This is a genomic window from Burkholderia arboris (assembly GCF_038723655.1).
Classification (GTDB): Bacteria; Pseudomonadota; Gammaproteobacteria; order Burkholderiales; family Burkholderiaceae; genus Burkholderia; species Burkholderia arboris.
Genome location: NZ_CP109822.1, coordinates 1,104,007 through 1,127,471 on the forward strand (window position 1 = coordinate 1,104,007; position 23,465 = coordinate 1,127,471).

Annotated in this window: 18 protein-coding genes; 11 read left to right on the forward strand and 7 right to left on the reverse strand. The window is 69.3% G+C overall.

Going from position 1 to position 23,465, the window contains the following annotated elements:
* Positions 1–595 precede the first annotated feature (595 nt).
* Positions 596–1,789 carry a CmlA/FloR family chloramphenicol efflux MFS transporter gene (gene cml, locus OHZ10_RS22310; protein ID WP_256086691.1) on the forward strand — a complete coding sequence of 398 codons (1,194 nt, stop codon included), beginning with the start codon at positions 596–598 and terminating at the stop codon, positions 1,787–1,789.
* Between the two features lie 63 nt (positions 1,790–1,852).
* On the opposite strand, the gene OHZ10_RS22315 is transcribed toward cml, so the two are convergent.
* Both OHZ10_RS22315 and OHZ10_RS22320 read right to left on the reverse strand, forming a co-directional pair.
* Positions 1,853–3,136 carry an isoprenylcysteine carboxylmethyltransferase family protein gene (locus tag OHZ10_RS22315; protein WP_059237497.1) on the reverse strand — a complete coding sequence of 428 codons (1,284 nt, stop codon included), beginning with the start codon at positions 3,134–3,136 and terminating at the stop codon, positions 1,853–1,855.
* 127 nt (positions 3,137–3,263) lie between these two features.
* Positions 3,264–5,639: a collagen-like triple helix repeat-containing protein gene (locus tag OHZ10_RS22320; protein ID WP_342705816.1), complete on the reverse strand. Its 2,376-nt coding sequence runs from the start codon at positions 5,637–5,639 to the stop codon at positions 3,264–3,266.
* A 360-nt stretch (positions 5,640–5,999) separates the two neighbouring features.
* Here OHZ10_RS22320 and OHZ10_RS22325 point away from each other — a divergent pair, with 360 nt between their 5' ends.
* Positions 6,000–6,398, forward strand: coding sequence for a carboxymuconolactone decarboxylase family protein (locus tag OHZ10_RS22325; protein WP_059237495.1), 399 nt, complete (start codon positions 6,000–6,002; stop codon positions 6,396–6,398).
* A gap of 57 nt (positions 6,399–6,455) precedes the next feature.
* Here OHZ10_RS22325 and OHZ10_RS22330 read toward each other — a convergent pair whose 3' ends face one another.
* Genes OHZ10_RS22330 through OHZ10_RS22340 form a run of 3 tightly spaced genes read right to left on the reverse strand, consistent with a single transcriptional unit; the run spans position 6,456 to position 9,920 of the window.
* Positions 6,456–7,439 (reverse strand): alpha/beta fold hydrolase, encoded by a 984-nt coding sequence (locus OHZ10_RS22330; protein WP_059237494.1) that lies wholly within the window; start codon positions 7,437–7,439, stop codon positions 6,456–6,458.
* A gap of 7 nt (positions 7,440–7,446) precedes the next feature.
* Positions 7,447–9,021, reverse strand: a complete 1,575-nt coding sequence (locus OHZ10_RS22335) for a flavin-containing monooxygenase (protein WP_059237493.1) — start codon at positions 9,019–9,021, stop codon at positions 7,447–7,449.
* Positions 9,018–9,920 (reverse strand): SDR family NAD(P)-dependent oxidoreductase, encoded by a 903-nt coding sequence (locus OHZ10_RS22340; RefSeq protein WP_059237492.1) that lies wholly within the window; start codon positions 9,918–9,920, stop codon positions 9,018–9,020. Before OHZ10_RS22340 ends, OHZ10_RS22335 begins: the two co-directional genes overlap by 4 nt.
* Before the next feature lie 103 nt (positions 9,921–10,023).
* Between OHZ10_RS22340 and OHZ10_RS22345 the strand changes: the two genes are divergently transcribed.
* On the forward strand, positions 10,024–10,665 hold the full coding sequence (locus OHZ10_RS22345; protein WP_226195930.1) for a TetR/AcrR family transcriptional regulator: 642 nt from the start codon (positions 10,024–10,026) through the stop codon (positions 10,663–10,665).
* Between the two features lie 309 nt (positions 10,666–10,974).
* Here the strand turns inward: OHZ10_RS22345 and OHZ10_RS22350 are convergent, their stop codons facing one another.
* Complete coding sequence (locus OHZ10_RS22350; protein WP_059237490.1) at positions 10,975–11,238, reverse strand: fucose-binding lectin protein; 264 nt, start codon at positions 11,236–11,238, stop codon at positions 10,975–10,977.
* Between the two features lie 230 nt (positions 11,239–11,468).
* Positions 11,469–12,413 carry a LysR family transcriptional regulator gene (locus tag OHZ10_RS22355; RefSeq protein WP_059237489.1) on the reverse strand — a complete coding sequence of 315 codons (945 nt, stop codon included), beginning with the start codon at positions 12,411–12,413 and terminating at the stop codon, positions 11,469–11,471.
* 127 nt (positions 12,414–12,540) lie between these two features.
* On the opposite strand from OHZ10_RS22355, the gene OHZ10_RS22360 reads away from it, so the two are divergent.
* The 8 genes from OHZ10_RS22360 (at position 12,541) to OHZ10_RS22395 (ending at position 23,423) form a co-directional block, all read left to right on the forward strand.
* Positions 12,541–13,185, forward strand: a complete 645-nt coding sequence (locus tag OHZ10_RS22360; protein ID WP_059237488.1) for a glutathione S-transferase family protein — start codon at positions 12,541–12,543, stop codon at positions 13,183–13,185.
* Positions 13,186–13,220: 35 nt separating this feature from the next.
* Positions 13,221–15,293 (forward strand): pyridoxamine 5'-phosphate oxidase family protein, encoded by a 2,073-nt coding sequence (locus OHZ10_RS22365; RefSeq protein ID WP_340625249.1) that lies wholly within the window; start codon positions 13,221–13,223, stop codon positions 15,291–15,293.
* A 121-nt stretch (positions 15,294–15,414) separates the two neighbouring features.
* Positions 15,415–15,618, forward strand: a complete 204-nt coding sequence (locus OHZ10_RS22370) for a DUF2970 domain-containing protein (protein WP_006486164.1) — start codon at positions 15,415–15,417, stop codon at positions 15,616–15,618.
* Positions 15,619–16,219: 601 nt separating this feature from the next.
* Positions 16,220–18,451: a TonB-dependent siderophore receptor gene (locus tag OHZ10_RS22375; protein WP_342705817.1), complete on the forward strand. Its 2,232-nt coding sequence runs from the start codon at positions 16,220–16,222 to the stop codon at positions 18,449–18,451.
* Between the two features lie 59 nt (positions 18,452–18,510).
* A complete protein-coding gene (pnuC, locus tag OHZ10_RS22380; protein ID WP_059237485.1) occupies positions 18,511–19,143 on the forward strand; it encodes a nicotinamide riboside transporter PnuC in 633 nt (210 codons plus the stop codon).
* Positions 19,144–19,179: 36 nt separating this feature from the next.
* Positions 19,180–20,370 (forward strand): phosphotransferase enzyme family protein, encoded by a 1,191-nt coding sequence (locus OHZ10_RS22385; protein ID WP_342705818.1) that lies wholly within the window; start codon positions 19,180–19,182, stop codon positions 20,368–20,370.
* A gap of 243 nt (positions 20,371–20,613) precedes the next feature.
* Positions 20,614–21,927: a TolC family protein gene (locus OHZ10_RS22390; RefSeq protein ID WP_342705819.1), complete on the forward strand. Its 1,314-nt coding sequence runs from the start codon at positions 20,614–20,616 to the stop codon at positions 21,925–21,927.
* Positions 21,928–21,953: 26 nt separating this feature from the next.
* Entirely contained in the window at positions 21,954–23,423 is a 1,470-nt protein-coding gene (locus OHZ10_RS22395; protein WP_059237482.1) for an efflux RND transporter periplasmic adaptor subunit, read from the forward strand.
* The last annotated feature ends 42 nt before the right edge of the window (positions 23,424–23,465 follow it).

Here is a 23,465-nt window from a genome sequence, read left to right on the forward strand (position 1 = left end):
GGGCTCGGCGCAGCGAGCCGGGGCCGCGAATCAGCTGGGGATGTGCTGGAAACCGGCGGCGATCGCGGCGAGGCCCGCGATGCAGAGTGCGAACAGGATCAGGACTTTGTGGATCACGCCTCTTTCCTCATGAATGCGCGGCGCCGGCGGGCGGCATCGCGGAGACGGTGAGCGGCGGGCACGGCCCGCACGGCCGTCATGCGGAACGACGGTCGGGTGTCGGCGCGACGGATCGTGCGCGGACGGCCAGCACCCTACGCGAGGTGCCGGGGGGCGGCAACCGGGCAGGCGGAGAAAAGCGACGAAAAGAGGAGAATCGCGGTGTTTCGCGACAATTGGCCGCAAGGGGGCGTGAGCCGATGCCGTGCGAGAGGCTGCGGATGGTCGTGGCCGCGTTGCGCGTTCGCGCCGCGAAATCGCATACACTGCACGGCTAACGACCCCCCACAAGGATCTGATCATGGGAGCGGGCCCGTCCACGGATCGCTGAGCCGCAGCAACCTTCTTCACCCGGTTGTTGCGGCGATCTCCTCTCGTCACTGACTCAGCAGGCAGATTGCCGCCGGATTTCCTTTTTCCGAGCGGAAGCCTTGTCATGCCTGATCAATCTGCGCCCGCATGGGCCTACTCGTTGCCGTCGGCCCTGCTGCTGATGGCCCCCTTCGATCTCCTCGCGTCGCTGGCCATGGACGTGTATCTGCCGGTGGTTCCGGAGATGCCGTCGGCGCTGCATGCGTCGCCCGCGATGGTTCAGTTGACGCTAAGCGTCTACATGGTCGTGCTTGGCGTGGGCCAGTTGATGTTCGGCCCGTTGTCGGATCGTGTCGGACGGCGGCCGGTCCTGCTGGGCGGCGCGCTGCTGTTCTCGGCGGCCTCGCTGGCGCTCGCGATGGCAAGCAGCGGTGACGTATTCGTTGCGCTGCGTCTGCTGCAGGCGCTGGGTGCGTCCGCCGTCCTCGTGGCTACCTTCGCGACGGTGCGCGACGTCTACGCCGGCCGGCCGGAAGGCAGCACCCTCTACAGTCAGTTCGGCGCGATCCTGGCGTTCGTGCCGGCGCTCGGGCCGATGCTCGGTGCAGGCATTGCGCACGGTTTCGGATGGCGCGCGATCTTCGTGACGCTCGGTCTGGCCGGATGTCTGGCACTCGGCCGCGCGTGGTCGCGATGGCATGAAACGCGACCGCCGGTGAAGAGCAGGCCACGACTGCCGGTGGCGTCGATCATGCGCAACCAGTCGTTCCGGGTCCATGCGCTCGGTTTCGGCACTGCGATGGGTGCCTTTTTCGTGTTCTTCTCGATCGCGCCGCGTGTGCTCATCGGTCGTGCCGTTTTTTCCCGCACCGAATTCAGTGCGGCATTTGCCACCGTCGCGATCGTGATGATCATCGCCGCGCGCTTTGCGCGATGGTTCGTGCCGCGCTGGGGCATTCCGGGCTGCTTCGTTCGCGGCGCCGGCGTCATGATGACGGGGGCCATCGTCCTGGCGGCCTGCACCGTCGCGATGGCGCCGTCATTCGTCGCGTTCGTGATGCCGATGTGGATCGTCGCGGTCGGCATCGTTCTCATGTCGTCGGTGACGGCGAACGGTGCGCTTCGGGATTTCGACGATGCCGCGGGAACCGCGGTCGCGCTGTATTACTGTGTTCAGAGCCTGATCGTCGGCGGGGCCGGCACGTTTGCGACCTTGGTACTGCCGGGCGATACGCCGTGGCCGTTGGCGGGATTTTGCTTCGTCATGCCGGCGGCATGCGTCGTCGCGATTTCCATGTTGAAGCGCCGATGCGGATGAGCCGGCGGCGTGCGCGTTGGCGGCCGGGCCGACGCGTGGCCGGCCCGGCACGGAGTCGCCGGGTCACGCCGCCTGCCGCCCTCCGAACGCGTGCCGGATTCGCGCGAACAGCCCGTGCTGCGCGATCCATTCGGCATATGCGCGATAGTCGGGATCGCGCATCAGGTGACGTTCTTCCGTCTTCGCACGCGTGTAGTAGATCAGGTTGACCGCGACGAGCCCGGCGCAGTGCATGAGCCCGATCTGCCAGCCGAGCGGCTCGACGAACGGCACCGACACCATCCAGTACGACAGGTTCTTCGTGATGTACGCCGGATGCTTGGTGAAGCGGTACGGGCCCGACGTGATGATCCCGCGGTTGGTGAGGTTCGAGAAACGCAGCCCGAACGAGATCGTGCACAGCGCGTAGGTCAGCAGCAGCAGGATGATCGCCGCGCCCCAGATCACGCGCAGCGTCGGCGCCGACAGCAGCCAGTTGTCCCAGAACACCGAGCCTTCGTAGCGGATGTAGTTGTTCGAGATCAGCGACCAGAACGGCTGGTAGCAGATCAGCGCGGCCACCCAGCCGAGCGTCGTCGGCTCGACGGTGCGCACGTGGCTGTCGAGGATGCGGAACGTGCACAGGTAGCCGACGGTGCCGAACATCAGATCCATCGTGAACGACAGGTCGTACATGAACACGAAGGTCGAGATCGTCATCGGCGCGTGCATCGCGTTCGCGAGCGACGCGCTCAGGTGATCGGCGTCCTTCGACAGATACACGGTCATCAGCGGCAGGAAGAATGCCTTCACGCCCCAGCCGGCCAGCATCTCGCGCACCGGTTTCCAGCTCGCGGGCTGCTCGCGGCGGAACAGGAAGCGGCCCCACAGCAGGTACGCGTCGTCGGTCTCGCGCTGGTGGCGGTCCATCCACGCGAAGTAGAACGGCGCGGCGACGATCACGTACGGCGCGAGCGAGCGCAGCAGCGACCAGAACGGCAAGTAGAACGCGCCGTGGTATTCGGGCAGCAGCCAGTAGATGACGCCGATGCCCGCGTAGATCGACGTCAGCGCGCCGAGCCGCGTCGTGACGCGCGCGATGCCCAGGGGCCGGACGGCCTGGCGCGACAGCCCGGCACTCGGGCGCAGGTAGACGCGCGAGATGAAGAGTTCGTGCAGCGCGATCGTGCCGATGATCGCGAGGCTGGCGATGACCGCGCGCGTGGCTGCATCGAGCGTCGGATGGTCGCGCGTGACCCACAGCGCAAAGAGCCCGGCCGTGATGCCGAGCAGGCCGGCCCGGAAGGGCGTGGCGGAACGGGGTGGGCGGTCCTGGGCCGCGACGATGCCGTCGAGCGTGGAATTCATGGTTGGATCCTCGTAGGGATGAGGGCCGGCGTCCCCGCTTGGCGGGTGACGCCGGCCGTCGGCCGGGCTTTGTATGGATGCGCGCCCGGCCATTGGCCTGTCGTTCTGGTTCGTGATGCGTTAAGGCTTACTTCTTGGTGCCGCCGCCCAGCAGACCGCCGAGCAGGTTGGTCACCGGCGACAGCAGGTTGCCGGCACCGCCTGCGGCGCCGCCGCTCGAGCCGCCCGTCAAGCCGGCTGCGACGGTGCCGCTGCCGGCCGGCGTGGTCACCGTGCCGGCTGCTGCGCCGGGGCTGACCGTGCCGGTGGCGCCGGCCGAGCCGGCCGGCGTCGTCAAGGCACCCGTGAGCGCACCGACCGGGCCGCTCGTCAGCACGCCGCCGAGCGAGCCGGTCACGTTGCCGCCCGGCGTCGTGACGGTGCCGGTGAGGCTGGCGCCGAGCGGCGTCAGCGAGTTGACGAGGTTGGTGACCGGCGCCAGCAGGCCGCCGATGCCCGCGCCACCGGTGCCGCTGGTGCCGCCGGTACCGCTCGTCCCGCCCGTGCCGCTCGACCCGATGCCGCCGAGCGCGCCCGTCAGCGAGCCGAGCAGGCCCGTGACGGGGCCGAGCGGCCCGCCGCTGCTCGTGCCGCTGGTGCCGCCCGAACCGCTCGAGCTGCCGCCGCCGAGCGCGCCCGTCAGCGTGCCGAGCAGGCCCGTGATCGGGGCGAGCGGGTTGCTGCCGCCGGTGCCGCTGCTGGAGCTGCCCGCGTTGTTGTCGTGGACGAGGCCGCCGGCCGACGTCACCGTGTTGCCGAGCTGCGTCACGACGCCGCCGAGTCCCGCGCCGACCGGGTTGTCGGTTGCGCCGCCGACCTTCGAGCCCGCGAGCGCGAGACCGTTGCCGAGCGTGCTCAGCAGGCCGTTGAGCGGCGTGCCGAGCAGCGTGACGCCACCGAGCGTCTGCGTGGCGCCCGGCGTCGCGACACCGCCGGTCAGCGTATTCGTGATCGGGTTGATCAGCTTGCCGACCTGCGTCTCGAGCTGCTGGACCGGCGCGCTGTTCAGCGCCGTGTTGAGACCCGACGCGGTCGAATTGACGGCGCCGCCGACGGTATTGACGAGATCGCCGACGAGCGTCGTGACCGGGGACAGCGGCGACAGCGGGCCGGAGCCGAGGCTCTTCACCGCGTTGCCGAGGTTGTTGACCGCGCCGCCGGCGCCGGTCAGCAGGCCGGTGGTCGACGTCAGCGTCGGTCCGAGCGGGTTCGCCGACACGCCGATCGAGCCGAGGCCGGCCGCGACGCCATTGCCGAGCGACTGCACGCCGTTGCCGAGGCTCGTGACAGCGTTGCCGACGCTGGTGGCCGTCGTCGGGTTCGTGCCGGGGATCTGCACGCCGCCGATCTGACCGCCGCCGTTCGCGACCGTCGTGCCGAGCGCCGTCACGAGGTTGCCGGATTTCTGGAGGACATTGCCGAGGGGGGTGACGCCGGTGCCGGAGGTACCGGAGGTACCGGAAGTGCCCGACGTACCGGAGGTGCCCGACGTACCGGAAGTGCCCGACGTACCGGAAGTGCCCGACGTACCGGAAGTGCCCGACGTGCCGGAAGTGCCCGAGGTGCCGGAGGTGCCCGAGGTGCCGGAGGTGCCGGAAGTGCCCGAGGTGCCGGAGGTGCCGGACGTGCCGGACGTGCCGGACGTGCCGGAGGTGCCGGAGGTGCCCGAGGTGCCCGAGGTGCCGGAAGTGCCCGAGGTGCCGGAGGTGCCGGAGGTGCCGGAAGTGCCCGAGGTGCCGGAGGTGCCCGACGTACCGGAGGTGCCGGAAGTGCCCGAGGTGCCGGAAGTACCCGAGGTGCCGGAAGTGCCCGACGTACCGGAGGTGCCCGACGTGCCGGAAGTACCCGACGTACCGGAGGTGCCCGACGTGCCGGAAGTGCCCGAGGTGCCCGAGGTGCCGGAGGTGCCCGACGTACCGGAGGTGCCCGACGTACCGGAGGTGCCCGACGTACCGGAGGTGCCCGAGGTGCCGGAAGTACCCGAGGTACCGGAAGTACCCGACGTGCCGGAAGTACCCGACGTACCGGAAGTACCCGAGGTACCGGAAGTACCCGACGTGCCGGAAGTACCCGAGGTGCCTGAAGTCCCCGAGGTACCGGAAGTCCCCGAGGTACCGGAAGTACCCGAGGTACCGGAAGTACCCGAGGTACCGGAAGTACCCGACGTACCGGAAGTACCCGACGTACCGGAAGTGCCCGAGGTGCCGGAAGTGCCCGAGGTGCCGGAAGTACCCGAGGTACCGGAAGTACCCGACGTACCGGAAGTCCCCGAACTACCGCCACCCGACGTCCCCGACGAACCGCCGCCGGACGTACCGGACGTCCCCGAGGTGCCACCCGTCCCGGACGTGCTCGGTTTGATCGTCGGCGGGGTCGTCGGTCCATCGACCGAGCCGCAGCCGTACAGCGCGAGCAGTGACGAGACGGCCATCGTTACCGTCGTCTTTTTGAAGAGTTTGTGCATGTTGGCCTCGACATTGGAAGTGTGTCGAAGCCTTCACTGCAAATTCCGCGCCACGACAGGTTTCGAGAAACGGTGTCGTGCTTTGTTGCGGGAATCGGGAATATCGGCGCGATTTAAACGGAGTAATGGCGGATTCGCGCGACGGGCACGTCCGGTGCGCCTGCGTGTCCGTTGCGATGTTCCCATAAGCCGACGTAACGTGCGGCGCGATGTTACGTAGCGTTCGACATCGCGTTGCGCGGGCAGGGGCGAACCGAGGGCCGCATCTTTGACGAAACGCGGCGGCCCGATGAACATGGCGCGAAATCCCCCGGCCGCCGGTGGCGTTGAAGCGGCCACGACTCCAACCAGGACACCGACATGAGCGAACAGGACAGGGAATACGGCAAGGCGCGGCGGATCGACGTGATGGGCGAGGCGTTCGTCGAGCGCGCGATGCGCGATCTCGACGGATTTTCGCGTCCGTTGCAGAACTGGCTGAACGAACATGCGTGGGGCAGCACGTGGCAGCGCGGCGGGATCGACCTGAAGACGCGCAGCCTGTGCACGTGCGCGATGCTGGCGGCGCTCGGCCGCAGCACGGAATTGAAGGGGCACATTCGCGGTGCGCTCAACAACGGCGCGAGCCTCGTCGAAATCCGCGAGGTGTTGCTGCACAGCGCGCTGTACGCGGGGGCGCCGGCCGCGGTCGAGGCGTTCCGGACCGCGCGCGAGGTGATATCGGATCTCGGGCTGTCGCTACCCGACGACGAAGCCTGATTCCGCCGCGGTGCCGGCGGCACGGCACGGAATCAGGCCCGGTTTCGCTGCCGCGGCTTACGCGATGCGTGCCGCCGGTGCGGCTGCTTCGACCGGCGCGGCGGCGACTTCGAGCAGCCAGTCGGCCGTCGCATCGGGAATCGTGACCGGCAGCATGTGCCCGCCCTCGACCACTTTCAGCCGCACGCGCGCCGATTTCTTCGCGAGCGCTTCGCCGTGCTCGCGCCAGTTCAGGATCGGATCGGCGCGGCCGTACAGCACGTCGACCGGCAGCGCGAGATCCGCGTAGCGGCGCTCCATCGCGGGCAGGTCGACGGGCGCCGACAGCAGGTCCGTCGCCGTTGCATAGAACACGTGCGGGCGCATCCCGAGCAGGCCGCCGCCCTTGACCGGGAAGTCGCGCGGCACGTCTTCCGGCGCGAACACCTGGCGCACCGCCTTGCGGCCGGTCAGGATCGTCAGCGGGATCGCGAAGGTCCACGACACGAAGCGGCGCACGAGCGGCGACGGCAGCATCAGCGGCCGGAACGGCGCGGGCGGCTCGGTTTGCTCGTGCGACAGCGGGGCGATCAGCGCGAGCCGGCTCACGCGGTCCGCATGGTTGAGGCCGACCGCCAGCGCGATCGCGCCGCCGAGCGAATGGCCGACCAGCACGGGCTTGTCGAGCCGCAGCGCGTCGATGAACGCGGCGACCGTGCGGGCCTGCGCGTACACGTTCGCCTGCGAACCCGCGCCGCGCAGCGAGCGGCCGGCGCCCGGACGGTCGATGATGATCACGCGATGCCGTTGCGCGAGACGTGCAAGCGGCAGGTACGCGAAGTTGCGCAACTGCCCCGCGAGCCCGTGGACGAACACGATCGGCGGGCCGTCGCCGTATTCGACGTAGTGGATGCGGTCGCCGCCGATGTCCACGAAGCGGCCTTCGGGCGGAAACCCGCGCGTCACGCGCCGGGCCACGTAACCGGTAAACAGCGCGAGCGCGGCGAGCACCGCCACGACGCCGAGCAGTACGTTCTGGATCAGATGGAGCACAGGGGTCATGTCGGCCTCAACGGGTTTCGAGTGCGGGTTCGGCGACGGGCGCGGTGGCGGCCGGGCCGGTTTTTGCGCGGCGTTCGAAATGCATCGCCGAATCGGCGAGCGCGCTGAACTTCAGCGAGGCAAGATCGCGCACGTAGTTCTGGTGGAATTTCCACGGCTTGTGATGGCCCTGCTTCGGCAGGATGCCGGCCGCGCGCTGGATGTAGCCCGAGCTCAGGTTGACGGCCGGCACGTCGCCGAGTTCGCCGGCGCCGAGCCGCGGCACGCACGTGTCGTAGTCGTTCGCGCGCATGTGGTTGAGCAGCCGGCACACGTAGCGCGCGATCAGTTCGGCCTTCAGCGTCCACGACGCGTTCGTGTAGCCGAACGACGACGCGAGATTCGGCACGTCGCTGTACATCATCCCCTTGTACGACACGGTCTCCGGCAGGTCGACCACGCGGCCGTCGACGGTGACGCGCGCGCCGCCGAGCATCTTCACTTTGAGCCCGGTCGCGGTGACGATCACGTCCGCGTCGAGCTGCTGGCCGCTCTTGAGCTTGAGGCCGGTCGGCGTGAAGCGCTCGATCTCGTCGGTGACGATCGACGCGCGGCCCGCGCGGATCGACTTGAACAGGTCGCCGTTCGGCACGAGGCACACGCGCTGGTCCCACGGCATGTAGCGCGGCGTCAGGTGCTTCGCGACGTCGAAGTCGGGGCCGAGCTGCTTGCTGGCCGCGCGGATGATGAACTTCTTCGTCTGGTCGGGCTTGCGGCGCGACACGTTGTACAGGTAAATCGTCAGCAGCACGTTCTTCACGCGCACGAGCCGGTGCGCGAGCCGCGACGGCAGCACGCGGCGCAGTGCATTCGCGATCTTGTCGCGGGCGGGCAGCGACACGATGTAGGTCGGCGAACGTTGCAGCATCGTCACGTGCTGTGCGTCGGCCGCCATCGACGGCACGAGCGTGACGGCCGTCGCGCCGCTGCCGATCACGACGACCCGCCGGTTCGCGTACGACAGGTCCTTCGGCCAGTGCTGCGGATGCACGAGGTTGCCCTCGAACGTGTCCATGCCGGGCCAGTCGGGCCGGTAGCCGGCGTCGTAGTCGTAGTAGCCGCTGCACATGAACAGGAAGCGGCAGGTGGTCACGAGCGTGTCGGTCGTGCCGCCCTGCGTGCGCTCGATGCGCACCGTCCAGCGTGCACGGTTCGAATCCCAGTCGGCCGCGACGACCTTCTGGCCGTAGCGGATCGTCTTGTCGATGCCGTACGTGCGCGCGGTGTCGCGGATGTAGTCGAGGATCGTCTGGCCGTCGGAAATCGCCTTGTCGCTGTGCCACGGGCGGAAGCTGTAGCCGAGCGTAAACATGTCGGAATCCGAACGGACGCCCGGATAGCGGAACAGATCCCAGGTGCCGCCGATCGCTTCGCGCGCTTCGACGATCGCGACGCTCGCATGCGGGCAGCGCTGCTTCAGGTGATACGCGGCGCCGATGCCGGACAGGCCGGCGCCGACGATCAGCACGTCGAGGTCGTTGCTGTCGCGGCGGGCGCCGGGGGCGGGCGGCGCATCGCGCCGGTCGGTCGTCGTCGAGGTCATGCGGGGTCCTTGGTCGGCGTGGTCGGGAGCGCGGCCGGGGCATGCGCGCGGTCGAGGTTGCGTGCGCGGGCGCGGCGCACGTGGCGCAGCATCAGCCACTGGTAACCGGCGCCGAGCAGGCGCGCGATCCGGTCGAGCCGGCGCGCGTCGGCGCCGACGAGCACGCGGCGCGCATTGCGCTCGACGCCCGCGAGGATCTGCCGCGCGGCGTCGTCGGCCGTCGTTGCATTGATCAGACGGTTCGCCTGGCGGCGATGGGTCGCTTCGTCCTGGCCCGTCAGTGCGTGAATGCTGGTATCGACGCGGCCCGCGTCGACGATGCTGGTCGCGACGCCGCCCGGATGCACGCAGGTCGCGCTCACCGGCGCGCCGTCGAGCTCGAGTTCCATCCGCAGCGCTTCGGTGAAGCCGCGCACCGCGAACTTGGTTGCGTTGTATGCGCTTTGCGTCGGCATCGCGACGAGGCCGAACAGGCTCGACGTGTTGACGATGTGACCGTCGCCGGACGCGCGCAGGTGCGGCAGGAACGCCTGCGTGCCGTGCACGACGCCCCAGAAGTTGATGCCGACGATCCATTCGAGATCGGCGAGGCGCGCGGTCTCGGCGCTGGCGGCCAGCGACACGCCCGCGTTGTTGAAGATCAGGTTGACCTTGCCGTGCCCGGCGCGGACGAAATCGGCCCACGCGAACACCGCATCGCGGTCGGCGACGTCGAGCCGCCGCGTGCTCACCCGCACGCCGTGCTGCGCGCATGCGGCCGCCGTGCCGGCGAGCCCGGTTTCGTTGACGTCGGCGAGCGCGACCTCGCAGCCGCGCCGCGCGAGCTCGACCGCGAGGCTGCGGCCCATGCCCGAACCGGCGCCCGTGATCGCGGCGACCTTCCCGGAAAACCCCTTCATTCGTCGTTCCTCCCGTTCCGCTTGCGCTGCACCGGCGGTGCGCCTATTGTGGTGTTGATCGTCACCACTTTAGTTTTCGGGTGTCCTGATGTCAAATAGCGGAATGGAGAAAGCACTCGAAACGGAAAAAAGGGGCCGGTCGTATGGCGGCGTGGCGCCCGAGGTACGGGCCGCCGAGCGGCGCGACGCGTTGATCCGCGCGGCGACGCGCGTGTTCGGCACGGTCGGGTTCCGCAAGGCGACCGTGCGGTCGATCTGCCAGGAAGCGAAGCTGAACGATCGCTATTTCTATGCGGCGTTCGACAGCACCGAGGATCTGCTGCGCTGCACCTACCTGCATCACGCGCAGCAATTGCATGACGCGGTCGCGCAGGCGGTGGCCGAGCGCGGCGGCGATCTGTACGAGAGCGTCGACGTCGGGCTTGCCGCGTTCTTCGGGTTCCTGCGCGACCCGTGCGCGGCCCGTGTGCTGCTGCTCGAGGTGATGGGCGTGAGCGCGGACACCGACATGACGTACCAGCGCATGCTGATCGACTTCGGCAAGCTGATCATGGCGATCGGCGCGCCGCATGAAGCGGCGACGCCCGCGGAGCGCACCGAGCAGCGGCTGATCGGGCTCGCGCTCGTCGGCGCGATGACGAACGTCGGCGCGGCGTGGCTGCTCACCGAATATCGCGATCCGGAGGCGCAGATGATCGCGAGTTGCCGGCGGGTGCTGCTGGGGACGTTGCGGGAAATCGGGTAGGCCGGATGGTATTGCGCCATTCCCGTGATGCCCCGGCAATGGCAGGCTGAAAATGAAAAAACAGGATAACCGCACGGTGCCCGGGGCGCCGTGTTGTCATTGCATGCGATTTAATCGTCTTTTTAATAAATAAAAAAGAGATTGGGTGACGAATTGTGATCGGGTTTAAAAATATCGCTGTATTAATCTTTCTCCATGCGCCATTGATTGATGGCGGGATGCGATGGCAATTAAAAAACGGCGCAATGTGAAACGGCTCGCATTGCGCCGATCGTGGCGCTCAACCCTCGGCGCCCCAGGCACGTTCGATCAGGAACCCGTGTATCCGCCCCGGGTCCAGCCGTCGCCATCCCAGCAATACTCGGTCGTCGTCCCGCCGCTGGTCGCGTACACGCGGATGTGGATTGCGCTTCCGACCAGCCAGCATGTCGCGGACACGTTGTCGCCTGCCTGGTTGAACGCACCCGTGTACCAGTTCTGGCCGTCGTAGCAGCGTTCGGTGATCTTGTTGCCGTTGGCCGTGTAGACGCGGATCGACGGCGTGCTTCCCCATGAAATTGCGGCGGTTTGCATTTTCAGACTCCTTTGTTGAATAAAGTGGAGTATTGAGGCATTTCGGTAAACGCAAATCAGCGTATTACCGGGAATAAGATTAGTAGAAAAAATGGAAAGGCAATGCCTAATTTTCGGAAATAAAAGAGGGTATATTCGATCCGAATCGGAAAGCCGCGAGAAAGGAATTTGGAGGTAAATGAAGCGCACGGATTGCCGCAGCGTCGTCCGGCATGACCGGCAATCCGGGTTCAGCCGGTCGTGCGTTTCGCACGCACCGGTGCCCCCGGCGGCGTCTCCCCGATCCGCCCCTTCATCGCATCGATGAACGCCCGCACCTTCGGCGATGGCAGCCGCGTCGACGGATACACCGCGTGAATCCCGGCCGGCGCCGTGCGCCACCCCGGCAGCAGCCGTACGAGCCGGCCGGCTGCGACGTCGTCCGCGGTCGAGAAATCCGTCAGCAGCCCGAAGCCGCCGCCCGCGAGCACGATCGCGCGGCACGCGGTCGCGGTGTTCGACACGACCGGCGCGACGCAGCGCACCGCCGCATGGGCGCCGTCCATGTTGCCGAGTTCGAGCGTGTGCGGGCGCGACAGCGTCGACAGCATCACGAACGGCAGCCCGGCGAGCGCATCCGGATCGCGCGGCAGCCCGTACCGCGCGACGAACGCAGGGCTTGCCACCAGCCATTTCTCGTACGTGCCGAGCTGTACCGCGCGGTAGTTCGAATCGGCGAGGCGGCCGATCCGGATCGCGACGTCGAGGTTGTCCGCGACGAGATCGACGACGCGGTCGTTCGCCACCAGTTCGACATCGAGCTCCGGATGCCGGTCGCGCAACGCGACGACGGCCGGCGCGACGACCAGCGCGCCGTAGTCGATCGGCACGCTCGCGCGCAGCGTGCCGCGCAGCGGCCCGGCATCGGACGACACCGCGTCGAGCGCGGTTTCGGTCGCGCGCACGATGTCGCGGCACGCGTCGTAGAACACGCGGCCCGCATCGGTCACGCTCAGTCGCCGGGTCGTGCGCACCAGCAGGTTCGCGCCGACCTCCGATTCGAGGCGCTGCATGTGCGTGCTGACGACCGTCTTCGCGAGGCCGAGCCGCTCGGCCGCGGCCGTCAGCGAGCCGGCATCGACCACCGCAACGAAGATCGCCAGCCGGTTCAGGTTCACGTCGCGCAGGTCGGCCATCGTCGATTGTCCTATGAAAGCGGATAATGTTTCCACGATTATCCGTCTTCTGGCGATGAACGGCGAGCGCTACGCTGGAGCCGTTCGTCGCCGACTCCCGGCGGCGCGAGATTCCGGAGTGTTTTCCATGTCTGCCGCCCGCAAGCCCGCCTCGCCGATCCGCGTCTATTCGTTCCTGCTCTCGGGGCATGCGCACCGTGTGCGGCTGTTCCTGTCGCTGCTCGGGCTGCCGTCCGAGACCATCGACGTCGATCTCGCGGCCGGCGCGCAGCGCGAACCGGCGTTCCTCGCGCTCAATCCGTTCGGGCAGGTGCCCGTGATCGACGATGGCGGCACCGTGATCGCCGATTCGAACGCGATTCTCGTGTACCTCGCGAAGCGCTACGGCGACGCGCACTGGCTGCCCGGCGACCCGGTCGGCGCGGCGGCCGTGCAGCGCTGGCTGTCGTACGCGGCCGGCCCGATCGCGTCGGGCCCGGCGGCCGCGCGGCTCGTGACCGTGTTCGGGGCGCCGCTCGACCCGGAGGCGGCCAAGCGCACGGCCGCGAAGGTGCTCGACGTGATCGATCGCGAACTGGCCGGCAAGCCGTTCGCGGCCGGCGCGCAGCCGACGATCGCGGACATCGCCGCGTACACGTACATCGCGCACGCACCGGAAGGCGGCGTGTCGCTCGAACCGTATCCGCACGTCCGGGCGTGGCTGGCCCGAGTCGAGGCGCTGCCGGGCTTCGTCGGCATGCCGACGACGCGCGCGGGCCTGCTCGCCGCGTAACGCCCCCCACAACCGCGCCTGTCCAGGAGAACGCGATGAACGCGCCGACCGCCGTCATACCGGGCTGGGAACTCGATACCGCGCCGTTTCACGCGGGCGAACTCGCCGTGCAGCAGCGCGCGGGCGTGAGCGAGGCCGCAGGCGCGGCCGGCCGGCGCGGGATCCGGCGCTTCATGCCGGACCAGCACCGGACGTTCTTCGCGCAACTGCCGTTCTTCGTGCTCGGCGGCGTCGATGCGCACGGGCAGCCGTGGGCGACGCTGCGCGCCGGCGCGCCGGGCTTCGTCACGTCGCCGGATGCACGCACGCTGCGCATCGCGGCGCGTGCGCTGCCGGGCGATCCGCTGGCCGGCGCGTGGCAGCCGGGCGCGGCGCTCGGCGGGCTCGGGATCGAATTCGATACGCGGCGGCGCAATCGCGTGAACGGCGTCGTGCGCGCGATCGATGGCGATGCGCTGACGATCGCGGTCGAGCAGAGCTTCGGCAACTGCGCGAAGTACATTCAGGGTCGCAAGCCGGCCTTCGTCGCGCGGGCCGTCGATGCATCCGTCGCGCCCGACGTGTCCGACGCGTTGAGCGAGGCGGATCGGGCGCTGCTCGCGCAGGCCGACACGTTCTTCGTCGCGAGTGCGAACACGTCGGCGGATGCGGGCGCCGCGCGCGGCGCGGACGTATCGCATCGCGGCGGGATGCCGGGCTTCGTGCGTGTAGACGATGCGCATACGCTGACGACGCCCGATTTCAGCGGCAACCGCTTCTTCAACACGCTCGGCAACCTGCAGCACGATCCGCGCGCGGGGCTGCTGTTCGTCGATTTCGACAGCGGCGACCTGCTGTATGTCGCCGCGCACGCGGAAATCGTGTGGGACGGGCCGCTCGTCGCGTCGTTCGACGGCGCGCAGCGCGTCGTGCGCTTCCATGTGCGGGAAGTGCGGCGCGTGCGTGCGGTGCTGCCGTTCCGGTGGTCGGCGGTCGAGCGTGCGCCGCAGTTCGTGGCGACGGCGGCGGCTTCGGAGGGCGTGGCGGGGGCTGCCCCTGCGGCGCCTGCGGCCGCACCTGCATCGGCACCCGAATCGGCACCCGCATGGCGGCCGCTGCGCATTGCGAAGATCGTCGACGAAGCGCGCGCGATCCGGTCGTTCCATTTCGAACTGGCGGACGGCGGCGCGTTGCCCGCCTATGAAGCCGGGCAGCACCTGACGCTGCGCATCGCGCTGCCGGGCAGCGATGCGCCGGCGATTCGCAGCTACACGCTGTCCGGCGCGCCGGGCGGCGCGCAGTACCGGATCAGCGTGAAGCGCGAAGGACGCGCATCGGCGTGGCTGCACGATCACGCGCAGGCGGGCATGACGCTCGACGCGCAGATGCCGCGCGGCCGCTTCACGTTCGATCTCGCGAGCCCGCGGCCGGCCGTGCTCGTGTCGGCCGGCATCGGCATCACGCCGATGGTCGCGATGCTGCACCGTGCGCTGGCCGACGACACACCGTCGCGCCGCGTCGTGTTCGTGCACGGCGCGCGCGAAGCGGCCGACCGGCCGTTCGCGGCGCAACTGGCGCACCTCGCGGCCACCGATCCACGCGTGTCGCTTCACTGGTTCGACAGTCATCCCGGCGAAGGCTCGGCAGCGCGGGCCGGCCGCATCGACATCGCGCAACTGAAGCGGATCCTGTCGTTCGACGACTACGACTTCTACCTGTGCGGGCCGGCGGCGTTCATGCGCGACCTGTACGACGGGCTGCGCGCGCTGAACGTGGCGGACGAGCGCATCCGCTTCGAGGCGTTCGGGCCGTCGAGCGTCGCACGCAGTACGACCCGCGCGTCAGCGACGCCGGCGGCGGCAAGCGTGCCGGTCGTGTTCCGGCGCACGGCGCGCGAAGCCGCGTGGACGCCCGCCGACGGCACGCTGCTCGAATTCGCGGAAGGGCAGCGCGTGGCCGTGCCGTCCGAATGCCGCTCCGGTTCGTGCGGCACGTGCGCGACGCGCGTGCTGTCCGGTTCGGTCGACTACGAGCAAACGCCCGATGCAGCAGTCGAACCCGGCTGCGCGCTGCTGTGCGTCGCGCGGCCCGCGGCAGGGGCCACGGAGCCGCTCGTGCTCGACCGCTGACGCCCCTGCGACATGCCGCCGCAGACGGCCTGCTGCGCGAAAAGCGCGCGCAACTGCTTCTTTTTTCGGATGCCGGTCGGATCGACGATAGCGTCAACCGATTCGATGAAAGGAGCCCATCATGAAACTGCTCGGCATGGTCCGCCTGGTCCTGTGGAGTTTCTTCGGCGTGCGCAACAGCAAGGCGCACGCGACCGATCTCGCGAACGCCAACTTCACGTTGCTGCCGTTCGTGGCGATCCTGCTCGCGCTGCTGGTCGGCGCGGTGATCTACGGCGTCGTGCATCTGGTCGTCGATCCGACCGTGACGATGCAGGGGTTCTGAGCGGCCCGGAAACCGCGAGCGGACGATATCGCCTGCTCGCGGTTTCCGTCGCTTGACCGGCGCGGGATCGCGCCGATCGTCGACGTTGCGTCGCATGACGGGCGGCGCGGCCGGATCGTCGCCGTTGCCGTGCCGCCCGAAGCGCTTTTCCCCGTTCCCGCCTTTCCCGCCCCCCGTTCCGCCGGATTCCACGGTCAATGCGCCCGCCCGGGGTAAAATGCGCGCCACGCCGCGATGTCGCGCGCGACGGGCAGGCCGCCGTTCCGACGAGAACGGCCGGCGCAAGGCCCGCCGCACGCACCGGGGCGTTCGAAGCGTCCCCCGCATGACACGACCGCGCGATGCCGCCGGCCGCCCGCCAGTTCCCGACGAAGCCGTCGACAGCTGCGTCGGTGCCCGGCGCGTCACCTGAATCCGATGTCCCATCCTGCGTCTTCCTGACCGGCCGGCACGCGCGCGTGCCGAATCGTCCGATTCGCCTGATGAAAATCGTGTCGACGCATGCGTCCGGAGGAAGGGGCGGAAGTATCCGCGGGAGCACGCGTCGCAGCTTCGTAACGGGTTTCGACAAGGTCGAGTGGCGAGTTTTCCATCCAGAACAATGACGGTGAATAGAACAACAGCGTTGCCCGCACGGCGGCGGCGCACGAAGGTCGGGCTCGGAGTCGGCCTCGGCATCACGCTTTTCGCGGCGCAGGCCGCCGCGGCACCCGGCGACGCGCCCGCACCGGACGCCGGCGCGGCAGGCAGCGCGACGCTGCCTGCCATCACGGTGAGCGGAGAGCGCGGCAGCACGCTGCGCGCGCGCGAAGCCTCGGTCGCGGGGCTGGACGACGCGCCGCTGCGCGACACGCCGGCGTCGGTGAACGTCATCACGCGCGCGCTGATCGACGACCAGCAGGCGAAGCGGCTGAGCGACGTCGTGCGCAACGACGCATCGGTCGTCAACGACTACGCGCCGGTCGGCTATTTCGAAGGCTTCGCGATCCGCGGCTTTCCGGTCGATCTCGCAAGCGCGATCCGGATCGACGGGCTGACGGTGTCCGGCGAGCAGAACGTGCCGCTCGAGAACAAGGAGCGCGTCGAGATCCTGAAGGGGCTCGCGGGTATCGACAGCGGCGTCGTCGCACCCGGCGGCGTGATCAACTTCGTGACCAAGCGCTCCGCGAACGTCGCGAGCGTGACGGGCGGCGTCGACAGCCGCGGCTCGACGTCGGCGGCCGTCGATCTCGGCCGCCGCTTCGGCCCCGACAATCAGTTCGGCTTCCGGATCAATGCCGCGAAGGAGAACATGCACTCCTACATCGACGGCACCAACGGGCGGCGCACGTTCGGCTCGATCGCCGCCGACTGGGACATCAGCCCGCGCGCGAGCCTGCAGCTCAACGCCGAATTCCAGCAGTGGATCCAGCGCTCGGCGCCCGGCTACCAGCTGCTCGGCGGCACCGTCGTGCCGTCGGTCAAGACGACGTCGAAGGCGCTCGGCACGCAGCCGTGGGCGAAACCGGTGACGACCGACGCGCTGAACCTGAACGCGCGCTTCGACTACCAGTTCAACGACGACTGGAAGGCCTACCTCGCCGCCGGCCGCAGCCGCACGATGATCGACGACAACAGCGCGTTCGCGTACGGCTGTTCTTACGCGGCGAGCTGCACGGCCGGCGCGACGTCGCCGTTCTTCTTCGGCGCGAACGGCGACTACGATGTCTACGACTTCCGCAGCCCCGGCGAATACCGGCGCAACGACGACCTGCGCGCGGTCGCGACCGGCAAGTTCGCGACGGGGCCGCTGCGGCACGAGCTGACGCTCGGCGTGAGCGTGCAGCGGCGCGTCGTGCACATGGCCGACGCGGTGTACGACTACGTGGGCAGCGAGAACGTCTACGGGCCCGACGTGACCTTCTCGCCGTCGCCGAATTCGCCGGGGCCGTCGTATCCGCGCCTCGACGCGTGGCAATACGGCGTGTTCGGGCTCGACCGCATCAGCATCGGCGAACACTGGCAGGTGCTCGCGGGCGGCAAGGAAGTGCTGCTGCGCCAGCGCAGCTGGAGCAGCCTCGACGGCGACACGACGCGCACCGACCGCTCGGTGTTCCTGCCGCAGGTCGCGCTCGTCTACAAGCCGGTGAACGTGCTGTCGCTGTATGCGTCGTACAGCAAGGCGCTGTCGCTCGGCGATCAGGCGCCGGTACGCGCGACCAACGCGTATGCGTTCCTGCCGCCCGTCGAATCGCACCAGTTCGAGGTCGGCGCGAAATACGACTGGCTCGACCGGCTGAGCCTCACGGCCGCCATGTTCTCGATCAGCAAGCCGTTCCAGTTCGCCGACCCGGATCCGTCGGGCACGTCCTATACGTTCGTGCAGCGCGGCACGCAGCGGCACCAGGGGATCGAGCTCGGCGCGGCCGGCCGCCTGACCGAGCGGCTGGGGCTGACGGCCAGCGTCGCGGCGATTCGCGCTCGTGCGGTCGATTCGGGGTCGCCGACCTACGAAGGGCACCAGATCATCAACGTGCCTGCGTTGCGTGCGTCGCTGTATGCGGACTACGCGGTGCCGGGCGTCGCGGGCCTGAACGTGCTCGGCGGCGTCGAGTACAGCGCGGCGCGCAATGCGAACGAGGAAGGCACCGCGCGCGTGCCGTCGTGGTTCGTGTTCAATCTCGGCGCGCGCTATACGACGAAGATCGGCGGCCATCGCACGGTGCTGCGCGTGTCGGTCGACAACCTGTTCAACAAGTTCTACTGGCGCGACGCGGGCGAGCAGCAGGGCGATGCGTACCTGTTCCCGGGGGCGCCGCGCACCGCGCGCGTGTCGTTGACTTATGATTTCTGACCGTCCGGAACCGGCCGCGTGATGCGCCGCCCCGGCAGCTAACCAGGAGAGCACAGACGATGTCCCCACTCGAAATCGCCGGCGTGATCGTCAGCGCGCTCGCGATCTGGCTGACCGCGAAGCGCCGCATGCTGTGCTGGCCGGTCGGGCTCGCGTCGGTCGCGCTGTACGGCTGGATCTTCTTCGATGCGAAGCTGTATTCGGACATGCTGCTGCAGGGCGCATTCGCGGTGCTGCAGGTGTACGGCTGGCAGCGCTGGCTCGCGCAGCGCGCGAGCGAGGCAGACGGCGGCGCGGCGCCGGCCGGCGACGTCGCGCCCGTCACCGGCGTGCGGCCGCTCAAGATGCTGCCCGACCTGATCGCGGCGGTCATCGGCAGCGCGCTGCTGGGCGGCATGATGGCGCGCTGGACCGATGCGGCGCTGCCGTTCGTCGATGCGTCGCTGACCGCGTTCAGCCTCGTCGCGCAATACTGGACCGCGCGGCGCTACATCGCGTCGTGGGGGCTGTGGATCGTCGTGAACGTCGTGTACGTCGGGATGTTCGTGTTCAAGGAACTGTATCTGACGGCCGGACTCTATGCGCTGTTCATCGGGCTGGCTGTCGTCGGCTGGCGCGACTGGAGCCGCACGGCCGCTGCGTTGCGCGCGGCAGCCGGCGGCGCACTGGCGTCGGGCGGCGGCGCACGCTGATTCACGCACGGATTCAACGACGGAGCAACATCGGTCATGTCATTCCCACTCGAGCCGGACGGCCCCCTGTCGCGTGACGTCGCGCCGCCGCAATTCGGCGTCGACGGCGAGCAGGCCGAACGCGACTGGCCGCTGATGACGTACGACGAGGTGGCGGCCGTACTCGCGCGGATCGACGGCGCGGGCGAGCCGGCGCGGCTCACGTGGCACAGCCCGCGGCAGTTCGCGGCGGCCGTGCTCGTGCGGATGGCGGACGGGCGCGGGCTGTTCGTCAAGCGTCATCACGTGAGCCTGCGCGATGTCGCGGGGCTCGAGGAAGAGCATCGTTTCATCGCGCATCTGCGCGAACGCGGCATCCCCGTGGTGGACGTGCTGGCCGATCGCAACGGCGCGACCGCGTTTGCGTCCGGCGACTGGACCTACGAGGTGCACGTGCTCGCGCCCGGCGTCGACCCGTATCGTGGCGTGATGTCGTGGCAGCCGTTCACGCATCCTTCGCACGCGTACGCGGCCGGCCGCGCGCTGGCCGAACTGCATCGCGCGTCGGCCGATTACGACGCACCCGCGCGGCCCGTCCGCACGCTGCTGTCGAGTTTTCGCGTGCTGTCGTCCGCCGATCTGGCGGGCGCGCTCGAACGCTGGGTCGATGCGCAGCCGCTGCTCGTGCGCGCGCTCGGTTCGCGCGACTGGCGCGGCGACGTGGCCGACGCGATCGGCCCGTATCACGCGCGCCTCGTGCCGCTGCTGCCGGCGTTGCCGCCGCTGTGGACGCATGGCGACTGGCATGCGTCGAACCTGCTGTGGACGGGGGCGGAACCCGGCGCGCAGGTGCGCACCGTGCTCGATTTCGGCTTGTCGGATCGCACGTGCGCGGTGATGGACCTCGCGCTTGCGATCGAGCGCAATACGGTCGACTGGATGGCGCCGGCCGATGCGCGGCGCATCGAATACGAACAGATCGACGCGCTGCTCGACGGCTACGAATCGCTGGAACCGCTGAGCGACGACGCGTACGCGGCGCTGGTCGCGTTGCTGCCGATCGTGCATACGGAGTTCGCGCTGTCGGAAGTCGCGTATTTCGGCTGCATCATCGATGCGCCGGCGATCGTCGACATCGCGTACGACGGCTACCTGATCGGGCACGCGCGCTGGTTCGGCGAACGCGACGGGCGGCAACTGCTCGACTGGCTCGTGCAACGCAGGCGCGCGAAGCAACGCATCACCTGATTCGCGCGAGGGGGCGTGCGGCCTGCGCGTGTCGAATCCCCGGTTCTCTGCAGTCTTTCGTGCGGCCGTCGCGCCGCACGCGCACCGAATCCTCCCGATCGTCAAAGCGGGGCGCCGTCCCCGCAGGGCATTGCACGTCTGCGTGCGATTGCGCCCGACATGACGGAAATATCATCTTCGCCTCATGTTCGCACTGCGGCCCGACCGTAGCATCGGTCGCAAACCGTTACCGCAGAACCGAACATGCTCAAGCTCTCTCTCGCCGTGGCCGTCGCCTTCGCGATGGCCGCGACGACTTATGCGCAGCCGTCGCTGTCGCCGGGGCCGGCCCCGGCTGCAGCAGGCAGCGCAACGCCGCCCGGCGCACCGCCATCCGGTGCGCTTTCCCCCCCGTCATTGACGCTCCCCGATGCGCTCGCGGTTGCGGCCCGGAACAATCCGGCGCTGCGTGGCGCACGCGCGGACGTTGACGCGTCGGCCGGCGCGCTGATGCAGGCCGGTGCCCGCCCCAATCCCGAGGTGTCGTTCCTGCAGGAAGGCTTCAGCCGCGCCGAACGCACGTCGACCGCGCTGATCAACCAGACCATCGAGCTGGGCGGCAAGCGCCGCGCGCGGCTCGACGTCGCGTCGTATGGCCGCGAGTCGGCCAGCGCGTCGCTCGACGAGCAGGGCGCCGTCGTGCGCGCCGACGTGATCGCCGCGTTCTACGGCTTGCTCGCCGCGCAGCGGCAGCTTCAGGTGACCGAGGAATCGGCCGCGATCGCCGCGCGCTCCGCGGATCTTGCGGGGCGCCGCGCGCAGGCCGGCAAGGTGTCGCCGGTCGAGGCGACCAAGGCGCAGGTGGCGGCGGCCGGTGTGCAGATCGAAGTCGTAACCGCGCGCGGCCGGGTCGAGGTTGCGCGCGAGAAGCTGAACGCGGTGATGGGCGAAGCGCGCGGCGACCGGCTCGCGGTGCAGGGCGACCTGGAAGCCGTGCCGCCGGTCGAGCCGCTGTCCGCGCTGACCGCGCAGCTCGACGATTCGCCGCTCGCGCGGGTCGCTCGCGCCGAGATGCTGCGCTCGAACGCGGCCGTGTCGCTCGAGCGTGCGCGGCGCATTCCGGACGTGACGGTCAGCGCGGGCGTGAAGCGCGTGACGACCGGCGGCGTCCCCGACAACCAGGCCGTGGTCGGCGTATCGATCCCGATTCCGCTGTTCAACACGAACCGGGGCGCGCTGCTCGAGGCGACGCACAAGGCCGAGCGCGCGAACGCCGATCTCGATCGCGAACGCACGCGCCTGCGGCTGGCGCTCACGCAGGCCTACGCGAACTTCGAGGCCGCCGAGCAGGAAGCGCAGCGGCTGAAGTCGGACATCCTGCCGGCCGCGCGCCTCGCGCTCGATGCCATGTCGCGCGGCTACGAACTCGGGAAGTTCAGCTTCCTCGACGTGCTCGACGCGCAGCGCACGCTGTTCCAGGGGCAGTCGCAATACGTGCGCGCGCTCGCGGACGCCCATTCGGCCCGCGCCGATATCGGCCGGCTGGTCGGCACGCCGCTCGCGGTCGTCGCGCAATAAGCGCCCCTCTTACCTGAAGGATCATCATGTCACGCAGCAGAATCTTCGTTATTGCGGCGGCCGTGCTCGGCGGCGCAGGGATCGTGATCGGCGCGCTCGCCGTCACGCGGGGCGGCGGCGGCACGTCGGCGCCAGCGGGTGCCGAAGCCGCGCAACCCGCCGATGGCGCCGGGGCGCGCGGAGGCGTCGTGCTCAAGCGCGGCAAGCTGTCCGTCGAGATCGTGATGACGGAAAAGCCCGGCGACGCACGGCTCGTCGTCTATCCGTTCGTCGACGGCAAGCCTGCGACCAAGGCCGTGACCGTGTCCGGCACGCTGGTGCGGTACGACCGCACCCACGAACCGTTGCGTTTCGACGCGGCAGGCCAGAAGTTCGTGTCCGCGCAGTCGATCGCGAAGCCGCACGTGTTCGACGCGACGATCGACGTGAAGGCCGGCAACGACGCCGCGTCGTTCCCGTTCGCGCGCGCCGACGGCGCGATCGCGCTGACCGACGCCCAACTGGCGACGTCGAAGATCGCGCTCGCGAAGGCCGGCCCGGCGCAGATCGCGACGCCGTTCCAGCTGCCGGGCGAGATCAAGTTCAACGAGGACCGCACCGCGCACGTGGTGCCGCGCGTGGCCGGCATCGTCGAGCAGGTGTCGGTATCGCTCGGGCAGAACATCGCGAAGGGGCAGGTGCTGGCCGTGATCGCGAGCACCGATCTGGCCGACCGCCGCAGCGAACTGCTGACGGCCGAGCGCCGGCTGTCGGGCGCGCGGGCGACCTACGAGCGCGAACGCACGCTGTGGAAGGAGCGCATCTCGGCCGAGCAGGACTACCAGCAGGCACAGGTGCAGCTGCGCGAGGCCGAGATCGCCGTGCAGAACGCGCGGCAGAAGCTCGCCGCGCTGAACGCGCCGGTCGGCGCGGGCGCGCTGAACCGCTACGAGCTGCGCGCGCCGTTCGCGGGCACGGTCGTCGAGAAACATGCGACGCCCGGCGAGGCGATCGCCGCCGACGCGAGCATGTTCGTGATTTCCGACCTGTCGACCGTGTGGGCCGAGATGGCCGTACCCGCGCAGCGGTTGAACGACGTGCGCGTCGGCCGCGACGCGACCGTCAGTGCGACCGCGTTCGAATCGCGTTCGAGCGGCCCGATCGCGTACGTCGGCTCGTTGCTCGGCGAACAGACGCGCACCGCACCGGCGCGCGTCGTGCTGCCGAACCCGGACGGCGTGTGGCGCCCGGGGATGTTCGTGAACGTATCCGTCGACGCGGGCAAGCAGGGCGTGCCGCTGGCGGTGGCAAGCGACGCGCTGCAGGACGTCGACGGCGCGCCTTCCGTGTTCGTGCGTTCGCCGAAGGGGTTCGTCGCGCAGGCGGTCGAAACGGGGCGGCGCGACGAGCGCGCGACCGAAGTGCTGAAGGGGCTCAAGCCGGGCCAGGAATATGCGGCGTCGAACAGCTTCGTGCTGAAGGCGGAACTCGGCAAGGGGAGCGCGGAACATGAATGAGCGCGACGTGTGCGCCGTTGCCCGGCTCGCGGCCCGGTATGC

Bases quoted from the DNA above. Each gene is read 5' to 3' on its own strand.
- OHZ10_RS22320 (WP_342705816.1), bottom strand. From the start codon at position 5,639: ATGCACAAACTCTTCAAAAAGACGACGGTAACGATGGCCGTCTCGTCA.
- OHZ10_RS22345 (WP_226195930.1), top strand. From the start codon at position 10,024: ATGGAGAAAGCACTCGAAACGGAAAAAAGGGGCCGGTCGTATGGCGGC.
- OHZ10_RS22360 (WP_059237488.1), top strand. From the start codon at position 12,541: ATGTCTGCCGCCCGCAAGCCCGCCTCGCCGATCCGCGTCTATTCGTTC.
- pnuC (WP_059237485.1), top strand. From the start codon at position 18,511: ATGTCCCCACTCGAAATCGCCGGCGTGATCGTCAGCGCGCTCGCGATC.
- OHZ10_RS22335 (WP_059237493.1), bottom strand. From the start codon at position 9,021: ATGACCTCGACGACGACCGACCGGCGCGATGCGCCGCCCGCCCCCGGC.
- OHZ10_RS22350 (WP_059237490.1), bottom strand. From the start codon at position 11,238: ATGCAAACCGCCGCAATTTCATGGGGAAGCACGCCGTCGATCCGCGTC.
- OHZ10_RS22375 (WP_342705817.1), top strand. From the start codon at position 16,220: ATGACGGTGAATAGAACAACAGCGTTGCCCGCACGGCGGCGGCGCACG.
- cml (WP_256086691.1), top strand. From the start codon at position 596: ATGCCTGATCAATCTGCGCCCGCATGGGCCTACTCGTTGCCGTCGGCC.
- OHZ10_RS22340 (WP_059237492.1), bottom strand. From the start codon at position 9,920: ATGAAGGGGTTTTCCGGGAAGGTCGCCGCGATCACGGGCGCCGGTTCG.
- OHZ10_RS22370 (WP_006486164.1), top strand. From the start codon at position 15,415: ATGAAACTGCTCGGCATGGTCCGCCTGGTCCTGTGGAGTTTCTTCGGC.
- OHZ10_RS22365 (WP_340625249.1), top strand. From the start codon at position 13,221: ATGAACGCGCCGACCGCCGTCATACCGGGCTGGGAACTCGATACCGCG.
- OHZ10_RS22325 (WP_059237495.1), top strand. From the start codon at position 6,000: ATGAGCGAACAGGACAGGGAATACGGCAAGGCGCGGCGGATCGACGTG.
- OHZ10_RS22315 (WP_059237497.1), bottom strand. From the start codon at position 3,136: ATGAATTCCACGCTCGACGGCATCGTCGCGGCCCAGGACCGCCCACCC.
- OHZ10_RS22390 (WP_342705819.1), top strand. From the start codon at position 20,614: ATGCTCAAGCTCTCTCTCGCCGTGGCCGTCGCCTTCGCGATGGCCGCG.
- OHZ10_RS22395 (WP_059237482.1), top strand. From the start codon at position 21,954: ATGTCACGCAGCAGAATCTTCGTTATTGCGGCGGCCGTGCTCGGCGGC.
- OHZ10_RS22330 (WP_059237494.1), bottom strand. From the start codon at position 7,439: ATGACCCCTGTGCTCCATCTGATCCAGAACGTACTGCTCGGCGTCGTG.
- OHZ10_RS22385 (WP_342705818.1), top strand. From the start codon at position 19,180: ATGTCATTCCCACTCGAGCCGGACGGCCCCCTGTCGCGTGACGTCGCG.
- OHZ10_RS22355 (WP_059237489.1), bottom strand. From the start codon at position 12,413: ATGGCCGACCTGCGCGACGTGAACCTGAACCGGCTGGCGATCTTCGTT.